This window comes from Plantactinospora sp. A48 (assembly GCF_055793945.1).
Genome location: NZ_JBTIXF010000078.1, coordinates 1 through 17,044, shown reverse-complemented (window position 1 = coordinate 17,044; position 17,044 = coordinate 1). Strand labels below are relative to the sequence as shown.

The following is a 17,044-nucleotide window of genomic DNA, read 5'->3' as shown; positions in this document are numbered from 1 at the left end:
ACGGCAGTGATCCGCGCGTCGACAGCTTGACGAAGCGGGGATGCGGCACCAATATAGAGGTGTCGCCAGTCGCGCCCAATCGTGCCCGCGTGAGCCTTGGGGCGGACAGTCGCGGACGATGTGGCGCGCGTTGGCCGGCCTTTCCGGCAGCGCATCAAAGGAGACGAGATGGCGAAGGCCCTTTACGGCCACGTGGGTGCGGCGCCCGACCGGCGTCTGCTCGACGAGGTCACCCGGTTGCGTGCCAGAGTGCAGGCGCTGGAGTTCGAGATCACCCGGTTGCGAGCCGACAATGATCGACTCGCCGCCGCACAGGCCGAGGCGGATGAACTGCTCCGGCTGACCGAGCCAGCCCTGACCTGAGCCGTCGCCGCGTCAGCGGTGGCCCTCCGGGACCGGACAACTGAATACACAACCAGCGCGCCGACCACGAAGTGGCGGCGCGCAGTTTTGTGTGCCGGTGGAGTGCCCGGGCGGAGAGTGCCGGCGTAGCCGGGTGGTGAGGGGCGGCGTAGCCGGGTGGGAGTGCCGGCGGGGTGGTGAGGGCGGCGCCGGGGTGGGGGCGTGCTGCGGCGGCCCGGCGGGCCACTCCGGCCCCGGGCCACTCCGGCCCCGGGCCACTCCGGACCGGCGGGGCGCGGACGCGCTCGGGGGTCGGCCTCGCGCGGGGCGGCACCTTCGGGCCGAAGGCGGGCTGATCTGGCAAGATCGGCGCGAGGTGCCGTGGCGTGCCGCTGGTCGGTGGGCGGGAAGGTCCCGGGTTAGGCTGCCCGGAATACCGAGGGCGCTGTCGAGACAACCGCGGCGCGGACAACGCCGGGTGGCGCCGGCCGGTGGGCGGTGGTCCATCCGGATCGTGGTCCACCCGGATCGTGGTCCACCCGGATCGTGGTCCACCCGGATCGCGGTGCGGCGAGCCGGTCCGGCCGGACCGCCTGGCGACGAGGATCGGAAACGTGTATCTCAAGACCCTGACGGTGCGGGGCTTCAAGTCCTTCGCCTCGGCGACCACGTTGAAGCTGGAGCCGGGAATCACCTGCGTGGTGGGCCCGAACGGTTCGGGCAAGTCCAACGTCGTCGACGCGATCGCCTGGGTGCTCGGCGAGCACAGTGCCAAGGCGCTGCGCGGCGGCAAGATGGAAGACGTGATCTTCGCCGGCACCGCCGGACGGGCACCGCTGGGTCGCGCCGAGGTCACCCTCACCATCGACAACAGCGACGGCGCGCTGCCGATCGACTACACCGAGGTGTCGATCACCCGGCGGATGTTCCGGTCCGGCGAGAGCGAGTACGAGATCAACGGCAGCTCCTGCCGGTTGCTCGACATCCAGGAACTGCTCTCCGACTCCGGCATCGGCCGGGAGATGCACGTCATCGTGGGTCAGGGCCAGCTCGACGCGGTGCTGCACGCCAAGCCCGAGGATCGGCGCGCGTTCATCGAGGAGGCCGCGGGCGTCCTCAAGCACCGCAAGCGCAAGGAGAAGGCGCTCCGCAAGCTCGACGCGATGCAGACCAACCTCAACCGGCTGACCGACCTGACCGCCGAGTTGCGCCGGCAGCTCAAGCCGTTGGGCCGGCAGGCGGAGGTGGCCCGCCGGGCCGCCGTCATCCAGGCCAACCTGCGGGATGCCCGGCTCCGGCTGCTCGCCGACGACCTGCACACCCTGCGTACCACCCTCGACAAGGAGATCGCCGACGAGACCGCCCTGCGGGAGCGGCGCGAGCGGGTCGAGGCCGAACACACCGAGGTCCAGCACCGGCTGGCCGAGCTGGAGGCGGCGCTGGCCGAGGACGCCCCACTGGTGGCCGCCGCGCAGGACACCTGGTACAAGCTGGCCGCTCTCCAGGAGCGGTTCCGGTCCACCGAGCAGCTCGCCCGGGAACGGCTGCGGCACATGAACGCCACGCCGGACGACGAGCGGCCCGGCCGGGACCCCGACCAGCTCGCAGCCGAGGCCGAGCGGGTCCGCGAGCAGGAGGAGGAGCTGCGGGCGGCGCTCACCGACGACCAGGTGCGGCTCGCCGAGGCGGTGGAGCGCCGGCAGGACCTGGAACGGCAGCTCGCCGCCGCCGAACGGGAACTCGTCACCGCGGCCAAGGCCATCGCCGACCGGCGCGAAGGGCTGGCCCGGCTCACCGGCCAGGTCAACTCGGCCCGGGCCCGGACCTCCTCGGCGGCCGAGGAGATCGAACGACTCCGCACCGCGCACACCGACGCGCAGGCCCGGGCCACCCAGGCCAAGGCCGAGCTGGACACGGTGGCCGCCGAGTCGTCCGAGGCGGACCGGGACAACGCGGACCTGGACGCCCGGCACGCCGAGGCGCAGACCGCGCACGAGCGGGCCACCGCGCACGTACGGTCGCTGTCGGACGCCGAGCGGGCCGCCGAGAAGGACGCCGCCACCTGGAAGGCCCGGGAGGAGGCGCTGGCCATGGGGTTGCGCCGGGCCGACGGGGCGGGTGCCCTGCTGGCCCGGGGCGCCGAGGTGCCCGGCCTGCTGGGTGGGCTGGCCGGGCTGTTGACCGTGGCCCCCGGCCACGAGGCAGCGCTGGCCGCGGCGCTCGGCGCGCTGGCCGACGCCGTGGCGGTCTCCGGCGTGGACGAGGCCGCCGAGGCCATGCGGCTGCTGAAGATCTCCGACGCCGGGCGGGCCAGCCTGCTGGTGGCCGGCGAGGCCGGACCCGGCATGGTCGGTTCGCTCGACGCGCTGCGGCCCGAGCTGCCGGCCGGGGCCCGCTGGGCACCGGACCTCGTCGAGTGTTCCGAGCAGATCCGGCCGGCGGTGCACCGCGCGCTGCGGGACGTCGTACTCGTCGATGATCTGGCCGGTGCGACGGCGCTGGCGGCGGCGCACCCCGAGCTGCGGGCCGTCACCCCGGAGGGCGACGTGGTCGGCGCCTACGCGGCGGCCGGCGGATCGGCCAAGGCGCCGAGCTTCATCGAGGTGCAGGCGGCGGTCGAGGAGGCCCGGGCCCGCCGCACGACGGCTGAGGAGACCATGGCGCAGCTGCGGGACCAGCTCGCCGAGGCCCGCGCCGAGGTGGCGGCCCGCAAGGACGAGGTGGCCGCCGCGGCCGCCGTCCGGCGGGAGGCCGAGGGTCAGCGCAACGCGGCCGCGCGCCGGCTCGCCGAGCTGGGCGCCGCGGCCCGGTCGGCCGCCGCCGAGACCGAACGGCTGGGGGCCTCGCTGGAACGCGCCGAGCAGGCCCGGGAGCGGGACCTGGCCGGCCTCGACGAACTGGCCGAGCGGTTGCGGCTCGCCGAGGCCACCCCGGTGGACGCCGAGCCTTCCACGCAGGAGCGCGACGAACTGGCCGCGTACCTGCCGCCGGCCCGGCAGAACGAGCTGGAGGTACGGCTGGCGGTGCGTACCGCCGAGGAACGGGTGTCGGCCATCGCCGGCCGGGCCGACTCGCTGCTGCGGCAGGCGGCGGCCGAACGGGCCGCCCGGGAGCGGGCGGCGGCCCGCCGCGCGGCCCGGGCCCGGGGCGCGGCCATCGCGCGAGCCGTGGAGAACGGCGCCCGGGAGGCGCTGACCCGGCTGGCCGTCTCGCTCGCCGACGCCGAGCGGACCCGGGACGAGCTGGCGGCGGCCCGGTCCGGACGCGAGGCGGAACTTCAGGAGGTACGCGGCGCGGCGAAGCGGTTGGGCGCCGACCTGGAGCGGTTGACCAGCGCCGTACACCGGGACGAGGTGGCCCGCGCCGAGCAGCGGCTGCGGATCGAGCAGTTGGAGGCCAAGGCGGCCGAGGACTTCGCGTTGGACGTGGAGACCCTGCTCGCCGAGTACGGCCCGGGACAACCCGTACCACCGACCGAGGCCGACGTGGCGGCGGCCGAGCGGGACGGCGTGCCGGTCCCCGAGCCGGTGCCGTTCGAGCGGGCCATGCAGGAGAAACGGGCCGCCAAGGCGGAACGGGAGCTGGCGCTGCTCGGCAAGGTCAACCCGCTGGCCCTGGAGGAGTTCGCGGCGCTGGAGGAACGGTTCAAGTTCCTCTCCGAGCAGCTTGAGGACCTCAAGGCCACCCGGCGGGACCTGCTCACCGTGGTCAAGGACGTGGACGACCGGATCCTGGAGGTCTTCGCCAGCGCGTACGCGGACACCGCCCGGGAGTTCGAGCAGGTCTTCACCGTGCTGTTCCCCGGTGGCGAGGGACGGCTGGTGCTCACCGACCCGGAGGACCTGCTCACCACCGGTGTCGAGGTGGAGGCCCGGCCGCCGGGCAAGAAGATCAAACGACTGTCCCTGCTGTCCGGCGGGGAGCGCTCACTGACCGCCGTCGCGATGCTGGTGGCGATCTTCCGGGCCCGGCCCAGCCCGTTCTACATCATGGACGAGGTGGAGGCCGCGCTCGACGACGTCAACCTCGGCCGACTGATCACGCTGATGGCGCAGCTCCAGGAGAAGAGCCAGCTGATCATCATCACCCACCAGAAGCGGACGATGGAGATCGCCGACGCGCTGTACGGCGTCACCATGCGCAACGGCGTAACCCAGGTGATCAGCCAACGCATCAACACCGCCGAAGAGGCGTGACGAAAGGAAGGGCACCTTGTTATCGCTTTCTGTATAGGAAGGGCCCCTTCTTAACCTCCTCGGTGCTCGGTGCTCGGTGCTCGGTGCTCGGTGCCTGACGTCCGGTCAGCTGCCGGTGCGTCCGTCGATGCGTTCCCGCAGCAGGTCGGCGTGCCCGTTGTGTCGGGCGTACTCCTCGATCATGTGCGTGTAGACCCAGCGGACGCTGATCTCGTCCACGCCGCTGCCGTCCCGCCGGGGCCGGCGGAACGTCTCGTCCAGCGACCGACCCAGCATGGCGGCCCGGGCGGCCTCGACCTCGGCCGTGAAGATCGCGAAGTCGGCCTCGGCGTCCGCGTCGGCGACGTCGGTGAGGTCGGCGTCCGGGTTCTCCCGCGTGATGTAGATGCGTCCAATCTCCATCCCGGCGGCCCAGCGCCGAAACCACCAGCGTTCCACCTCGGCCATGTGCCGGACCAGGCCGAGCAGGGTCAGCTCGGACGGTTCGGCGCTGGCCTTCCTGAGTTGTTCGGCGGTCAACCCGGCGCACTTGAGCAACAGGGTCTGCCGGTGGTAGTCGAGCCAGCCGTCGAGCATCGTCCGCTCGTCGGCGACGTACGGTTCGTCGATGCGGGTGATTTCGGGCGCTGTCCAGGTCATCCGAGCATGATCGTCCGTACCGGCGGAGGTCGCCACCCCGACCCCGGGTCAGCCGCCGGCGGCGCTCAGGGCACGACCACGACGGGCCAGCGCCCGCACCGGACCAGGCGGTTGGCGATGGAGCCGACCAGCCGGTGCCCGGCCCGTTCGGACGACCCCACCACCACGAGGTCCGCCCGTAACTCGTCGGCCGCCGCCCGGAGTTCGAGGTACGGGTCACCGCGGCGGGACAGCAGCGTGATCGGCACCCCGAGTTCGTCGGCGCCACGCCGGCACTCCCGGCGCAGCTCCGCGGTCAGCTCGTCATGGGTCTCCTGGACGGCGTCCGCGACCAGTCCGGCGGCCAGCGCGGACAGCCCGATCGGCGCGGCCACGTAGACCACCACCAGCCGGGACCGCTGCCGGCGGGCCAGCCCGGCGGCGTACGCGGCCGCCCGCAGGGACGTGCGGCTGCCGTCCACGCCCACCATCACCACCCGGGGACCGTCGGTGCCGCGCTCGAACGGCACCCGCTCGGCGGTTGGCCCGTACTCCTCGTGATCGACCGGCTGCGTGCTCATCTTCACCTGCCGTCGGGCCCGGAGCGACGTCGGCCCGGGCGGTCCTGGTTCTCGTTGCCTTGAGCGGTCTCGTTGCCCAAAGCAACGGTACGCCGGCTGGGGCAATTCGGCAGGTGACGGGGTTGACGCCCCGCGCCGCGCCCGGGCCACCCCGGCCCGACGACCGGCCGACGACCGGCCTCCCGAGGACTGGCCGCCCGAGGACCGGCCGCCCGACGACCGGCCGGCCGGCCGACCCGGGACCGTTAGGAAGGGCCCCCTCCTATACAAAAAGCGATAAGAGGGGGCCCTTCCTTTCCAGCGGGGTTGTCAGCCGCCCCGGTTGAACTGGTGGAGCAGCCGGGCGAACTCGGCCAGGTCGGTGGGGTGCCAGTTCTCCAGGCTGCGCCGCAACTGGCCCATCCGGGCCGCCCGGGCCTCGTCGAACCGGCGCTGACCGTCGGCGGTCAGCTCAAGCAGGGCCGCCCGGCCGTCATTGGGGTCGGGGATGCGCCGGACCAGGCCGAGTCGTTCCAGGCTGGTGATCTGCCGGCTCAGCGTGCCCTTGCTCAGCCCGAGTCGCACGGCCAGGTCGGTCAACCGGACCCGGCCGGTGCGTCGCAGCCAGAGCAGCAGGCCGTACGCGTTCGGCTCGAGGTCGGCCTGCACCTCCCGGGCCACGTCCCAGGGCACGGTCCGGGTGCGGCGCAGCAGCAGGGTCAGTTCGTCCTCCACCGCCCGCAGGCTGTCCGCCGCGGTGCCCTCGTCGTACACCAGATCCCCCGTCCGCCGGGCCTGTTTCATGGCCGGCTGTCCGACCCGTCCGGTTCCATGGTCCCGCCACCAGCCGGCGCGACCGCCGGCGGGGCACCGTCTGCGGACGGCACGCCTCCGACGGCGTCCGCACCCGAGGTCCGGGTCGAGCGATCGACGGGCGACGCGGTACGACCGGCGGTGACCGGGGTGGCGCCGTTGGTCGCGGTCGCCGGTTCGGTGGTGCCGTGGTCCGGGTTGGTCCGAGTGGCGGCCGGGGTGGTGCCGCTGCCGCGTGCGGCCGGGATGGTGCCGGCGCCGGTGGCCGCCGGATCACCGGCTCCGGGAGCCGGATGACCGGGTCGGGGTTGCGTCCGCAGTGGGACGGCGGCGACCGTCCGCAACGTGCCGTCCTTGGTGGTTCCCTCGATCCAGACCTCGGCGGCGTCCCCGTTGTGCCGCAGCGTGGTGACCGCGTTGCCGAAGTACGGGCCGGCGGCCCGGCGCCAGCGGATGGGCGACCGCGGTACGCCGGCCGCCGCCGCCATCGCCCGGACGGCGTGGGCGGGGCCGCGCCACCAGCCGAGCCGCATCAGCGGGCGCATCGCGGCGGGCACCTGGTTGTGGATGGGTGAGCAGGTCAGCTGGTGTACCGGCGTCACCACGTCCGCCGGGAACAGCGCCCGGGCCACGTACGAGTGGTGTACGTCGCCGGAGAGCACGCTGATCGTCGCCGGTGGCGGGTACGCCGGTCCGGCGCCGACCCGGTCCCCCCGCCGGCTCGGGTCGCCGCCACCGATCCGGGCGAACAGTTCGGCCAGGCCGGTGAAGGAGCGGTTGAAGGCCGCCCAGTGCTCCAGATCCAGGGTCCGGCGTACCCGCTCGGACAGCCGACCCACCCAGGTCTGGTCGGCGGCGGCCAGCCGCTCGTTCCACGCCTCCAGATGGTGGATGCCGGGCGGCATCAGCCAGGGCAGCGAGGCGCCCACCACGAGGTGGTCGTACGAGCCGTGGGCCCGGTCCAGGAACCAGCCCCACTCGGCGGGTGGCAGCATGGCCCGGTGGGCGGGGTCGAGTACCCGGCTGCACCGGTTGTCCAGCATGACCAGCCGGGTACGGCCGATGTCCAGGGCGTAGCTCCACTGGTACTCCCGGGGCCGCTCGCTGGCCGGCTCGTCGGCCTCGGCGTCCACCCGGGCCGCGAATTCCCGCAGCGCGGCCGTGCCGTCCGGGTGGGCCCGGACCGCCGCGTACACCGGATCGGTGGCGATCTCGTCCGGATGCAGGTTGCCCAGGTGCTGGTAGACCCAGTACGAGGCGAGCCCGGCGGTGATCCGCTCACCCCACCAGGGCTGCCCTCGCATGTCGCGTCGCCACGCGGCGGAGGTGTTCCAGTCGTCGATGATCTCGTGGTCGTCGAAGATCATGACGCTCGGCACGGTGGACAGCAGCCAGCGGATCTCCGGGTCGCGCCACGATTCGAGGTACAGCTTCGTGTACTCGTCGAAGGTGACCACCTGGTCGGCGGGGGCGCCACGGGGCCGGCGCCGGCGGCGGCGCAGCAGCCGGCGGATCCGTGGCGACGTCTCGTCGGCGTACACCTGGTCACCGAGCAGGACCAGCAGGTCCGGCGGCTCGCCCTGCCCGGCCATCATCCGGCGGGCGTAGGCGTCCAGTGCGTCCGGCGGCAGCCGGCGGGTGGTGGCGTGCTGGGTGGTCTCCCGGCACGAGCCGAAGATCAGCCGGACCGGCTGGGTCGCGTCGTCGGCGGCCCGGGTCCGCAGCACGCTCGGCGGCTGGTCCGAGCCCGGCTGCGGCCAGACCCGTCGCTCGTCCAGGAACACCTCGTACGGGGTGGAGCTGTCCGGCGTCAGCCCGTCGACCACCACGATCGCGTAGTGGTGGTCGTACGCGGTGAAGGTGTCGGCCGTACCGCCGGCACCGACCGGGGTGCCGATCCGGACGGTCGCGGGCGCGCCGGTTTCCACCCAGATGGTGGCCCGGCTGTCGACCACCCGCCGCAGCACCGGCCCGACCAGCAGTTCCGGTGTCACGGCAGCCGGCGGCGCGCGGTGCGACGGCGATGGACGTACGGCATATCGGAACCTCCGCGATCGGTGAGAGCCGGTCCGGATGACGCTGGCTGGCAAGGCTACCCGCGTGCGTCCGGGCGGATCAGGCCCGGGACCTGCCGGGTTGCGGCCTGACCGCGCCGGGTCGGACGCCCGCCACCCTGCCGGGTAGGACGCGCGGCACTGTGCCGGCTCGGGCGCCCGGGACCTGCCAGGTTAGGAAGGGGCCCTTCCTATACAAGAAGCGACAACAGGGGGCCCTTCCTTACGTCGGGTGCGCCAGTTGGGACGTGACGGCGGGCATCTGTCAGGATTCCGGGCATGGAATACCTCGTCTTTGCCCTGGTTCTGCTCGGCGTGCTGGCGCTCGGCACGCTCGGGCTGGTGGTTCCGAGGCTGCGGCGCCGCCCGCCGCTGCCGGAGTCGGAGACGGACATCCGGACCGGGGAGGACCTGGCCGGGCCGCCGGTCGAGGCGGCCGAGGCGGACCGCAGCGGCACCATCGTCGAGGAACCTCCGGTGCTCTACCCGCCGGAGACCGAGCCGCCGCTGGTCGCCGCGCCGGAGACCGTCGAGGTGCCGGCGCTGGAGCGGCCCGAACCGACCGCCGGCCGGCTGGTCCGGCTCCGCGACCGGCTGTCCCGTTCGCAGAACGTCTTCGGGCGTGGCCTGCTCGGCCTGCTCGCCCGGGACCGGCTGGACGAGGACACCTGGGAGGAGATCGAGGACAGCCTGATCACCGCCGACGTGGGGGTGGAGGCGACCCGCCAGATCGTCGACCGGCTGCGGGAGCGGACCCGGGTGCTCGGCACCCGCAGTGGCGCCGAGCTGCGCGCCCTGCTGGCGGAGGAACTGGTGACCGCCCTCGACCCGGGCCTGGACCGGTCGCTGCGGGCGAACCCGCACGACGGCACCCCCGGGGTGGTGCTGGTGGTCGGGGTCAACGGCGCGGGCAAGACCACCACCTGCGGAAAGATCGCCCGGGTGCTGGTGGCGGACGGCCGTACCGTGGTGCTGGGCGCCGCCGACACCTTCCGGGCGGCGGCGGCCGACCAGCTCGCGACCTGGGCCGGTCGGGTCGGCGCCGAGGTGGTCCGCGGCCCCGAGCGGGCCGACCCGGCCAGCGTGGCGTTCGACGCGGTACGCCGGGGCATCGACAGCGGCGTGGACACCGTGCTGATCGACACGGCCGGCCGGTTGCAGAACAAGGTCGGTCTGATGGACGAGTTGGGCAAGGTCAAGCGGGTGGTGGAGAAGCACGGCCCGATCGACGAGACGCTGCTGATCCTGGACGCCACCACCGGGCAGAACGGGCTGGAACAGGCCCGGGTCTTCACCGAGGTGGTCGACGTGACCGGGGTGGTGCTCACCAAGCTGGACGGCACGGCCAAGGGCGGCATCGTGATCTCCGTGCAGCGCCGACTGGGAATTCCGGTGAAGCTGGTCGGGCTCGGCGAGGGTCCGGACGACCTGGCGCCGTTCGATCCCGCCCAGTTCGTCGACGCGCTGCTCGGAACCGAGCCGCTGGGCACGGGCGCGTAATCTCGGTGGCCAGCGATCAGCGTGCCGGGACCTGGCAGGAACCGGGTGACCGGGCGCCACGCCTGGGGAGGCCGTACGTGACCGCGCAGGAGATCCCGCTGCACGGCGGAAATGTCAGCACCGTCGTCCGGGTCGGTGACACCGTCCGCCGCAATGTCGGCCCGTGGACCCCCTCGGTACACGCCCTGCTCCGGCATCTGGAGTACGTCGGCTTCACCGGTTCGCCCCGGGCGCTGGGCATGGACGAGCGCAACCGGGAGGTGCTGTCGTACCTGGAGGGGGAGTGCGGTGAGTATCCCCTCAAGCCGCACTGGGTGACCGATGAGGCGCTGGTCACGGTGGCGACCATGCTGCGGATGTTCCACGACGCGCAGTACGGCTTCGCCCCGCCGCCGAACGCGGTGTGGCGCTCGTTCGGGCCGCCGCCGCCGGACACCGAGGTCATCTGCCATCACGACGCCGCGCCGCACAACGTGATCTGGCGGCCGGACGGCACCCTCGCGTTGATCGACTTCGACCTGGCCTCGCCGGGCGCCCGGATCTACGACGTGGCGTACGCGGCCTGGACCTGGGTGCCGCTGTTCAGCGACCGGGACTCCTACACGCTGGGCTGGAAGCGGCCGGACCGGCCGCGTCGGCTGCGGCTGTTCGCCGACGCGTACGGGCTGATCCCCCGGGACCGGCACCGGTTGGTACGCACGATGCGCAAGCGGATCGTGGACCACGTCGAGGGCATCCGCCGGATGGCCGCGGCCGGCGACCCGGCGTTCGTCCGGATCGTGCACAAGGGCCACCTGCGTCGGCCGATGCGCGACCTGCGGCTGTTGGACTACGAGCGGCACACCCTGGAGTGGGCCCTGCGGTGAGGGGCGCTGGATATTGCGGTGCCGTGACGTGCGGGGCGCAGTAGGGTCCTGACCTCGTGAGCAGGATTGTCGAGGCCGTCGTCCCACGGCGGTTGGGGACCGGCTACCGCTGGCTGCTCGCCTCCTCCTGGGCGACGAACCTGGGTGACGGCATCGCGATCGCGGCCGGACCGTTGCTGGTGGCGCGGCTCACCGACAACGCGTTCCTGGTGTCCCTGGCCGCGCTGCTGCGTTGGGCGCCGCCGCTGGTCTTCGGCCTGTACGCCGGGGTGCTGTCCGACCGGCTCGACCGGCGGCGGATCGTGATGGCGGCCGACGGCATCCGGGTGGTGGTGCTGCTGGCCCTCACGGCCATGCTGGTCAGCGGCCACGCCTCGGTGACCGGGGCGCTGCTCGCGCTGGGCCTGCTGGCCACCGCCGAGGTCTTCGCGGACAACACCTCGGCGACCCTGGCGCCGATGCTGGTGCGCCGGGACGACCTGGCGATCGCCAACGCCCGGTTGATGACCGGGTTCATCACGCTCAACCAGCTCGCCGGGCCGCCGGTCGGCGCGGCCCTGTTCGCCGCCGGCCGAGCGTGGCCGTTCGGCGCCGAGGCGGTGCTCGCGGCGGCCGGTGTGCTGCTGGTGTCGAGGATCGCGCTCCGGCCGCATCGCCGCGAGACCGGGGACGGCGCGTCGAGCGTACGGCGGGAACTGGCCGAGGGTTTCCGGTGGACGGTCCGGCATCCGGCGGTCCGTACCCTCTGCCTGACCATCCTGATCTTCAATTTCACCTACGGTGCGGCCTGGTCGGTCCTGGTGCTCTACGCCCACCAGCGGTTGGGCCTGGGGGCGGTCGGGTTCGGCCTGCTCACCACCATGTCGGCGATCGGCGGCCTGCTCGGCACCGCGCTGTACGGCTGGTTGACCCGGCGGGTGAGCCTGGGCAACATCATGCGGGCCGGTCTGATCATCGAAACGCTCACCCACCTCGCGCTGGCGCTCACCACCTGGCCGTGGCTGGCCTCGGCGATCTTCTTCGTGTTCGGCGCCCACGCGTTCGCCTGGGGGACCACCTCGGTCACCGTGCGGCAGCGGGCCGTCCCCACCCACCTGCAGGGCCGGGTCAACAGCATCAACACGATCAGTACGTTCGGCGGGCTGGTCGTCGGCTCGGCGATCGGCGGCGTCCTGGCGACCAGCTACGGGGTGACCGCGCCGTTCTGGTTCGCCTTCGTCGGGTCGGCGATCTTCGTGGTGGTGCTGTGGCGCCAGATGACCCGCATCGCCCACGCCGACGAGCGGGCGGCCCGTCCCGGGGAGCCGGCCACGACGGTTCCCCGGGAGACCCCCACGGCCTCGACGCCCGGCTGAGCCGAGCGGCACCCGCCGGACGGCCGACCCGGTCGGCCGAGTGGTACACCGCCGGCCCGGTCACCCGCGCTGGCCGTCCACCGGCTCGGTCAGCCATCTCCGAGGTCGCGTCGGCTCGGTCCGTCGGGTCCGGGGTCACGCCGGCTCGGTCAGCCGTCCGCGCTCGTGGTCCCAGGTCCGGCCGTCGATCAACTCCCGCGCGGCGTCCAGGTGCCCGGCGTGGCACGTCGTCTCCACCAGGACATGCAGCAGCACCTCGGCCAGGTCGTCGAGCCGCCAGTCGCCGAACATGCCGTCCGGCCACCACGCGGGCGGGGTGTCGAGGGAGAGCCCGGAGATCAGCGCGGCGACCTCCCCGGTCTGCTCCCGGTACCGGTGGAGAACGGCCGCCGCCGGCATCCCGTCGGGCACCGTGAAGTCGTCCTCGGGTTCGCCCCGGCGGTCGACGGGTCGGCCGGCCATCACCTCGGCGAACCAGAACGTGGTACCGACCGTCAGGTGCCGGACCATTCCCGCGCAGGACCACCCGGAGGGCAGCACCGGACGCAGCAGATCCTCCTCGGCCAGGCCGTCGAGGATGCCCAGCACGCGCCGCTGTTGCGCCGCGAGCCAGGTGAGCAGGGTGCGGGTGTCGATCGGGTTGGGACGGTTGGTCATGATGGCTCCTCATCGCCTGACGTGCCTGCTGTCGGGTACGTCGGAGCCGGAAGCGGATTTTCGACCCGCGACCGGTGTCGAGATCGGGTCAACGGCTCCGACGTCTCCACCAGATGGGCGCGGCACGCCGTGCCGCCCGCCGCGACCGGAGGTCTTCGCCGTGAAGTACGTGATCCTGATCCACGCCAACCCCGCCCCGTGGGGGCACCCCACCTCGCACTTCACCAGCGAGGGACGGTCCCAGCCCGCCGCGTACCACGAGCGGGCCGACCGGGAGTTCGAGGAGTTGCTGACCGAACTGTCCGCGTCGGGGGAGTTCGTCACCGCCGAGGCGCTGGCCGATCCCGCCTCGGCCACCCTGTACGGGTGGAACCCGGAGGGGCACCTCGCCACCGACGGCCCGTACGCGGAGAGCAAGGAACAGCTCGCCGGGTTCTTCATCGTGGACTGCGAGACGCGGCAACGGGCCGAACAGATCGCCGCCCGGTTCGCCCAGCCCGGCGGGACGATCGAGCTGCGCCCGGTCATGTGGGGCGGTGGCGACGACCAGTGACCGCGAGCGGTCTGGAGCACGTGTGGCGGGACTGCGCGCCACACGTGCTCGCCGCGCTGGTCCGCCGGTACGGCGACTTCGACGCCGCCGAGGACGCGGCGCAGGAAGCGCTGATCGATGCCGCGCGGCAGTGGCCGGCCGAGGGCGTACCCGACAATCCGCGCGGGTGGCTGATCCGGGTCGCCTCCCGGCGGCTGGTGGATCAGCGCCGCGCCGAGCGTGCCCGGGCGAACCGGGAGTGGGCGGTGGCCCGGCAGGCATCGTCCGAGGACCTGCTGGCCCCGGCCGCGGACGCCGCCGGGACCGGCGGCCGGGACGACACGCTGCTCCTGCTGCTGCTCTGCTGCCATCCCGCGCTGACCCGTCCGTCGCAGGTGGCGCTGACCCTGCGGGCCGTCGCGGGGCTGGGCACGGCCCAGATCGCCCGCGCCTTCCTGGTGCCCGAGGCCACCATGGCGCAGCGGATCAGCCGGGCCAAGTCGCGGCTGGCGGGCGTCGGGGCCCGGTTCGGGCTGCCCTCGGCCGATCAACTGTCGGATCGGATCGCCGCCGTGGCCCAGGTGCTGTACCTGATCTTCACCGAGGGCCACACGGCCACCACCGGGACCGTCCTGACCGACCCGTCCCTGGCCGCCGAGGCGATCCGGCTGACCCGCCAACTGCACCGGCACCTGCCGACGGCCGGCGAGGTCAGCGGGCTGCTGGCGCTGATGCTGCTCACCCACGCCCGGCGGGCGGCCCGCACCCGGGCGGACGGCTCGCTGGTGCCGCTGGCCGAGCAGGACCGCTCACGCTGGGACCCCGCGCTCATCGCCGAAGGCGTCGCCCTGGTGGAGGCCGCGCTGCCAGTCGGCCCGGTCGGTCCGTACCAGTTGCAGGCGGCCATCGCCGCGGTGCACGCCGAGGCGCCCCGGGCGGCCGACACCGACTGGGCGCAGATCGACGTGCTGTACGGCATGCTGCACGCGCTCACCCCGGGGCCGGTGGTCACCCTCAACCACGCGGTGGCGGTCGCGCACGTCCGCGGCCCGGCGGAGGCGTTGGCGCTGCTGGATCCGCTGCTGGCCGATCCACGGCTGCGGCACAGTCACCGGCTGTACGCCGTACACGCCCACCTGCTGGCGATGGCCGGGCACCCGGAGCAGGCCCGGGCGGCGTACGCCCGGGCGGCCCGGCTGGCCACCAGCGTTCCCGAGCAGCGATACCTCAACGACCGGGCGCTGGGTGGCTGAGCTGACGCGCCGGCGGGCCCGTCCCGGCGGGGCCGGGCTGAGACCTTCGGGTACGTCCGTCGCACCGGACGTGCGGACCCGGACGCCGGACGGCGGGCCGCTCCGCTTCGTCCGGCGGATGGCGCTGCTCAGACGGCTGAACGGGCGGCGAACTTCACCGGCCGGAAACAATCGGTGACTAGTTCGAAACATCGCGGACACCGAACCCGAAACAGGGCACCGGAAGGCTTCCGCCAACCCGCGGACGGGCGGCGCTGCCCCGACCTGGGAGGAGACCTTTACCGATAGGAGGCCAGCGTGCCTGAGGCGACGATCGATACCGGCCACACCGCGTGGCTGCTCGTGTCGACTGCGCTAGTCCTGTTGATGACGCCCGGTCTGGCGATGTTCTACGGAGGACTGAACCGGGTCAAGGGCGTCCTCAACATGATGCTGATGAGCTTCAGCACCATCGGGTTGATCTCGGTGCTCTGGCTCATCTACGGATTCTCGCTCGCATTCGGCACCAACGGAAGCGAGGGTACGAACAACATCATCGGTAGCTTCAGCCAGTACCTGGGGACGAAGACGTTTCCGAGCGAGCTGTGGGGCGCCACCACCGACAACCCGAGCGGCATCGGCATTCCGACGTACGTCTTCCTGGCGTTCCAGCTCACCTTCGCGGTGATCACCGTCGCGCTGATCAGCGGCGGGATCTCCGACCGCGCGAAGTTCAGCGGCTGGCTGCTGTTCGCGTTCGGCTGGTTCACGATCGTCTACGTACCGGTGGCGCACTGGATCTGGGGCGGCGGCTGGATCTTCTCCAAGCTGCACGCGCTGGACTTCGCCGGTGGAACGGCGGTCCACATCAACGCCGGTGCCGCGGCACTGGCCCTGGCAATCGTGCTCGGCAAGCGGATCGGCTGGCCGAAGGACAGCTTCAAACCACACAACGTTCCGTTCGTGGCGCTCGGTGCCGGCCTGCTCTGGTTCGGCTGGTTCGGTTTCAACGCCGGATCCGAGCTGACCGTTGACTCGGTCACCGGCCTGGCCTTCATCAACACCCAGGTCGCTACGGCCGCCGCGCTGCTCGGCTGGATCGTGGTGGAGTGGCTGCGCAACGGCAAGCCGACCCTGGTCGGCGCGTCCTCGGGCGCGGTGGCCGGCCTGGTCGCCATCACCCCGGCCTGCGGTTTCATCGCACCGTACGCCGCTGTGCTGCTCGGCCTGGTGGCCGGCGCGGTCTGCGCGTTCGCCGTCGGACTGAAGTACCGGTTCGGCTTCGACGACTCGCTCGACGTGGTCGGCGTCCACTTCGTGGGCGGGTGGATCGGCTCGCTGTCGCTGGGCCTGTTCGCCGCGAACTCGGCGAACTCCGCCATCGGTGACGTGATCGGCGCCTCGGACGGCCTCTTCTACGGCGGCGGGCTGACCCAGCTCGGCCGGCAGGCGGCGGCCAGTGCCGCGGTGACGGTGTGGTCGTTCGTGGTGGCGCTGGTCATCGGCTGGGTGATCTCCAAGACCATCGGCTTCCGGATCTCGGCCGAGGACGAGGTCGACGGCATCGACGTGGCCGAGCACGCGGAGAGCGGCTACGACCTTTCGAACGCCGGTGGCGGTGGCAGCGCCAGCGGGGCGTTCGCGCTCGCCGGCATCGGGTCCGGCGCGACGCCGGGCAACAACGCGACGCCGGCCGTGACGGCGGAGGACACCAGCGGAGTAGCCGAGAAGGTCCGCGGCTAACGTTCGAGCAATGGAGGGGTTGGACATGAAGCTGGTGACCGCGGTCATCAAGCCATACCAGCTGGACGCGGTCAAGGAGGCCCTGCACGCCCTCGGCGTGGCCGGGCTGACCGTGAGCGAGGTGCAGGGCTACGGCCGGCAGAAGGGGCACACCGAGGTGTACCGGGGCGCCGAGTACACCGTGGAGTTCCTGCCGAAGATCCGCGTCGAGGTGCTCACCGACGAGATGGAGGTCGAGAAGATCGTCGACGCGGTGGTGGGCGCGGCCCGGACCGGCAAGATCGGCGACGGCAAGGTCTGGGTCACGGGCGTCGAGGACGTGGTCCGGGTCCGTACCGGCGAGCGCGGCCTGGACGCGCTCTGATACGCCCCGGATGCTCCCGATGATCGAGGAGAGCGCGTCACCCCTGGCTGGTTCGGCCGACGCGCGCTCCTTGGTCGGCGGTGGTGCCGGGAGCGTCGGGGGGGGGGGGGGGGGGGGGGGGGGGGGGGGGGGGGGGGGGGGGGGGGGGGGGGGGGGAGGGGGGGGGGGGGGGGGGAGGGAGGAGGGGGGGGGGGGGGGGGGGGGGGGGGGGG

Annotated in this window: 13 protein-coding genes and 1 pseudogene; 9 read left to right on the top strand and 5 right to left on the bottom strand. The window is 73.0% G+C overall.

Annotated elements, in window-relative coordinates; all coding sequences use genetic code 11:
* The first annotated feature begins 168 nt into the window (after positions 1-168).
* Together ACXN5W_RS27080 and smc are read left to right on the top strand one after the other, a co-directional pair.
* Complete coding sequence (locus tag ACXN5W_RS27080) at positions 169-363, top strand: hypothetical protein (protein WP_473161216.1); 195 nt, start codon at positions 169-171, stop codon at positions 361-363.
* A gap of 593 nt (positions 364-956) precedes the next feature.
* Positions 957-4,538 (top strand): chromosome segregation protein SMC, encoded by a 3,582-nt coding sequence (gene smc / locus ACXN5W_RS27075; RefSeq protein WP_473161215.1) that lies wholly within the window; start codon positions 957-959, stop codon positions 4,536-4,538.
* A gap of 105 nt (positions 4,539-4,643) precedes the next feature.
* On the opposite strand, the gene ACXN5W_RS27070 is transcribed toward smc, so the two are convergent.
* The 4 genes and pseudogenes from ACXN5W_RS27070 to ACXN5W_RS27055 form a co-directional block, all read right to left on the bottom strand.
* Positions 4,644-5,177 carry a DinB family protein gene (locus ACXN5W_RS27070; RefSeq protein WP_473161214.1) on the bottom strand — a complete coding sequence of 178 codons (534 nt, stop codon included), beginning with the start codon at positions 5,175-5,177 and terminating at the stop codon, positions 4,644-4,646.
* Positions 5,178-5,242: 65 nt separating this feature from the next.
* Positions 5,243-5,737: a universal stress protein gene (locus tag ACXN5W_RS27065; protein WP_473161213.1), complete on the bottom strand. Its 495-nt coding sequence runs from the start codon at positions 5,735-5,737 to the stop codon at positions 5,243-5,245.
* Between the two features lie 309 nt (positions 5,738-6,046).
* Positions 6,047-6,520, bottom strand: coding sequence for a MarR family winged helix-turn-helix transcriptional regulator (locus ACXN5W_RS27060; RefSeq protein ID WP_473161212.1), 474 nt, complete (start codon positions 6,518-6,520; stop codon positions 6,047-6,049).
* Positions 6,521-6,738: 218 nt separating this feature from the next.
* Positions 6,739-8,523 (bottom strand): annotated as a pseudogene (locus ACXN5W_RS27055) (alkaline phosphatase D family protein); the annotation flags it as partial.
* Positions 8,524-8,862: 339 nt separating this feature from the next.
* Between ACXN5W_RS27055 and ftsY the strand changes: the two are divergent.
* The 3 genes from ftsY (at position 8,863) to ACXN5W_RS27040 (ending at position 12,304) form a co-directional block, all read left to right on the top strand.
* Positions 8,863-10,083, top strand: coding sequence for a signal recognition particle-docking protein FtsY (gene ftsY / locus ACXN5W_RS27050; RefSeq protein WP_473161211.1), 1,221 nt, complete (start codon positions 8,863-8,865; stop codon positions 10,081-10,083).
* Between the two features lie 77 nt (positions 10,084-10,160).
* Complete coding sequence (locus ACXN5W_RS27045; RefSeq protein WP_473161210.1) at positions 10,161-10,949, top strand: phosphotransferase; 789 nt, start codon at positions 10,161-10,163, stop codon at positions 10,947-10,949.
* Between the two features lie 56 nt (positions 10,950-11,005).
* The gene (locus ACXN5W_RS27040) at positions 11,006-12,304 is read left to right on the top strand and encodes an MFS transporter (RefSeq protein ID WP_473161209.1); all 1,299 of its coding nucleotides are present in this window, start codon (positions 11,006-11,008) and stop codon (positions 12,302-12,304) included.
* A gap of 135 nt (positions 12,305-12,439) precedes the next feature.
* Here the strand turns inward: ACXN5W_RS27040 and ACXN5W_RS27035 are convergent, their stop codons facing one another.
* Complete coding sequence (locus ACXN5W_RS27035) at positions 12,440-12,961, bottom strand: mycothiol transferase (RefSeq protein WP_473161208.1); 522 nt, start codon at positions 12,959-12,961, stop codon at positions 12,440-12,442.
* A 160-nt stretch (positions 12,962-13,121) separates the two neighbouring features.
* Between ACXN5W_RS27035 and ACXN5W_RS27030 the strand changes: the two genes are divergently transcribed.
* From ACXN5W_RS27030 to ACXN5W_RS27015, 4 genes are all read left to right on the top strand, one after another.
* Positions 13,122-13,514 carry a YciI family protein gene (locus tag ACXN5W_RS27030; protein ID WP_473161207.1) on the top strand — a complete coding sequence of 131 codons (393 nt, stop codon included), beginning with the start codon at positions 13,122-13,124 and terminating at the stop codon, positions 13,512-13,514.
* A complete protein-coding gene (locus tag ACXN5W_RS27025) occupies positions 13,511-14,746 on the top strand; it encodes an RNA polymerase sigma factor (RefSeq protein WP_473161206.1) in 1,236 nt (411 codons plus the stop codon). The genes ACXN5W_RS27030 and ACXN5W_RS27025 overlap by 4 nt, the downstream gene beginning before the upstream one ends.
* A 297-nt stretch (positions 14,747-15,043) precedes the next feature.
* Positions 15,044-16,468, top strand: a complete 1,425-nt coding sequence (locus ACXN5W_RS27020; protein WP_473161205.1) for an ammonium transporter — start codon at positions 15,044-15,046, stop codon at positions 16,466-16,468.
* A gap of 25 nt (positions 16,469-16,493) precedes the next feature.
* Positions 16,494-16,832 (top strand): P-II family nitrogen regulator, encoded by a 339-nt coding sequence (locus tag ACXN5W_RS27015; protein WP_473161228.1) that lies wholly within the window; start codon positions 16,494-16,496, stop codon positions 16,830-16,832.
* The last annotated feature ends 212 nt before the right edge of the window (positions 16,833-17,044 follow it).

What these genes read in the sequence shown, in the direction of transcription:
- ACXN5W_RS27080 (WP_473161216.1), top strand. Translation starts at nt 169, where the DNA reads ATGGCGAAGGCCCTTTACGGCCACGTGGGTGCGGCGCCCGACCGGCGT.
- ACXN5W_RS27070 (WP_473161214.1), bottom strand. Translation starts at nt 5,177, where the DNA reads ATGACCTGGACAGCGCCCGAAATCACCCGCATCGACGAACCGTACGTC.
- ACXN5W_RS27065 (WP_473161213.1), bottom strand. Translation starts at nt 5,737, where the DNA reads ATGAGCACGCAGCCGGTCGATCACGAGGAGTACGGGCCAACCGCCGAG.
- ACXN5W_RS27060 (WP_473161212.1), bottom strand. Translation starts at nt 6,520, where the DNA reads ATGAAACAGGCCCGGCGGACGGGGGATCTGGTGTACGACGAGGGCACC.
- ftsY (WP_473161211.1), top strand. Translation starts at nt 8,863, where the DNA reads ATGGAATACCTCGTCTTTGCCCTGGTTCTGCTCGGCGTGCTGGCGCTC.
- ACXN5W_RS27035 (WP_473161208.1), bottom strand. Translation starts at nt 12,961, where the DNA reads ATGACCAACCGTCCCAACCCGATCGACACCCGCACCCTGCTCACCTGG.
- ACXN5W_RS27015 (WP_473161228.1), top strand. Translation starts at nt 16,494, where the DNA reads ATGAAGCTGGTGACCGCGGTCATCAAGCCATACCAGCTGGACGCGGTC.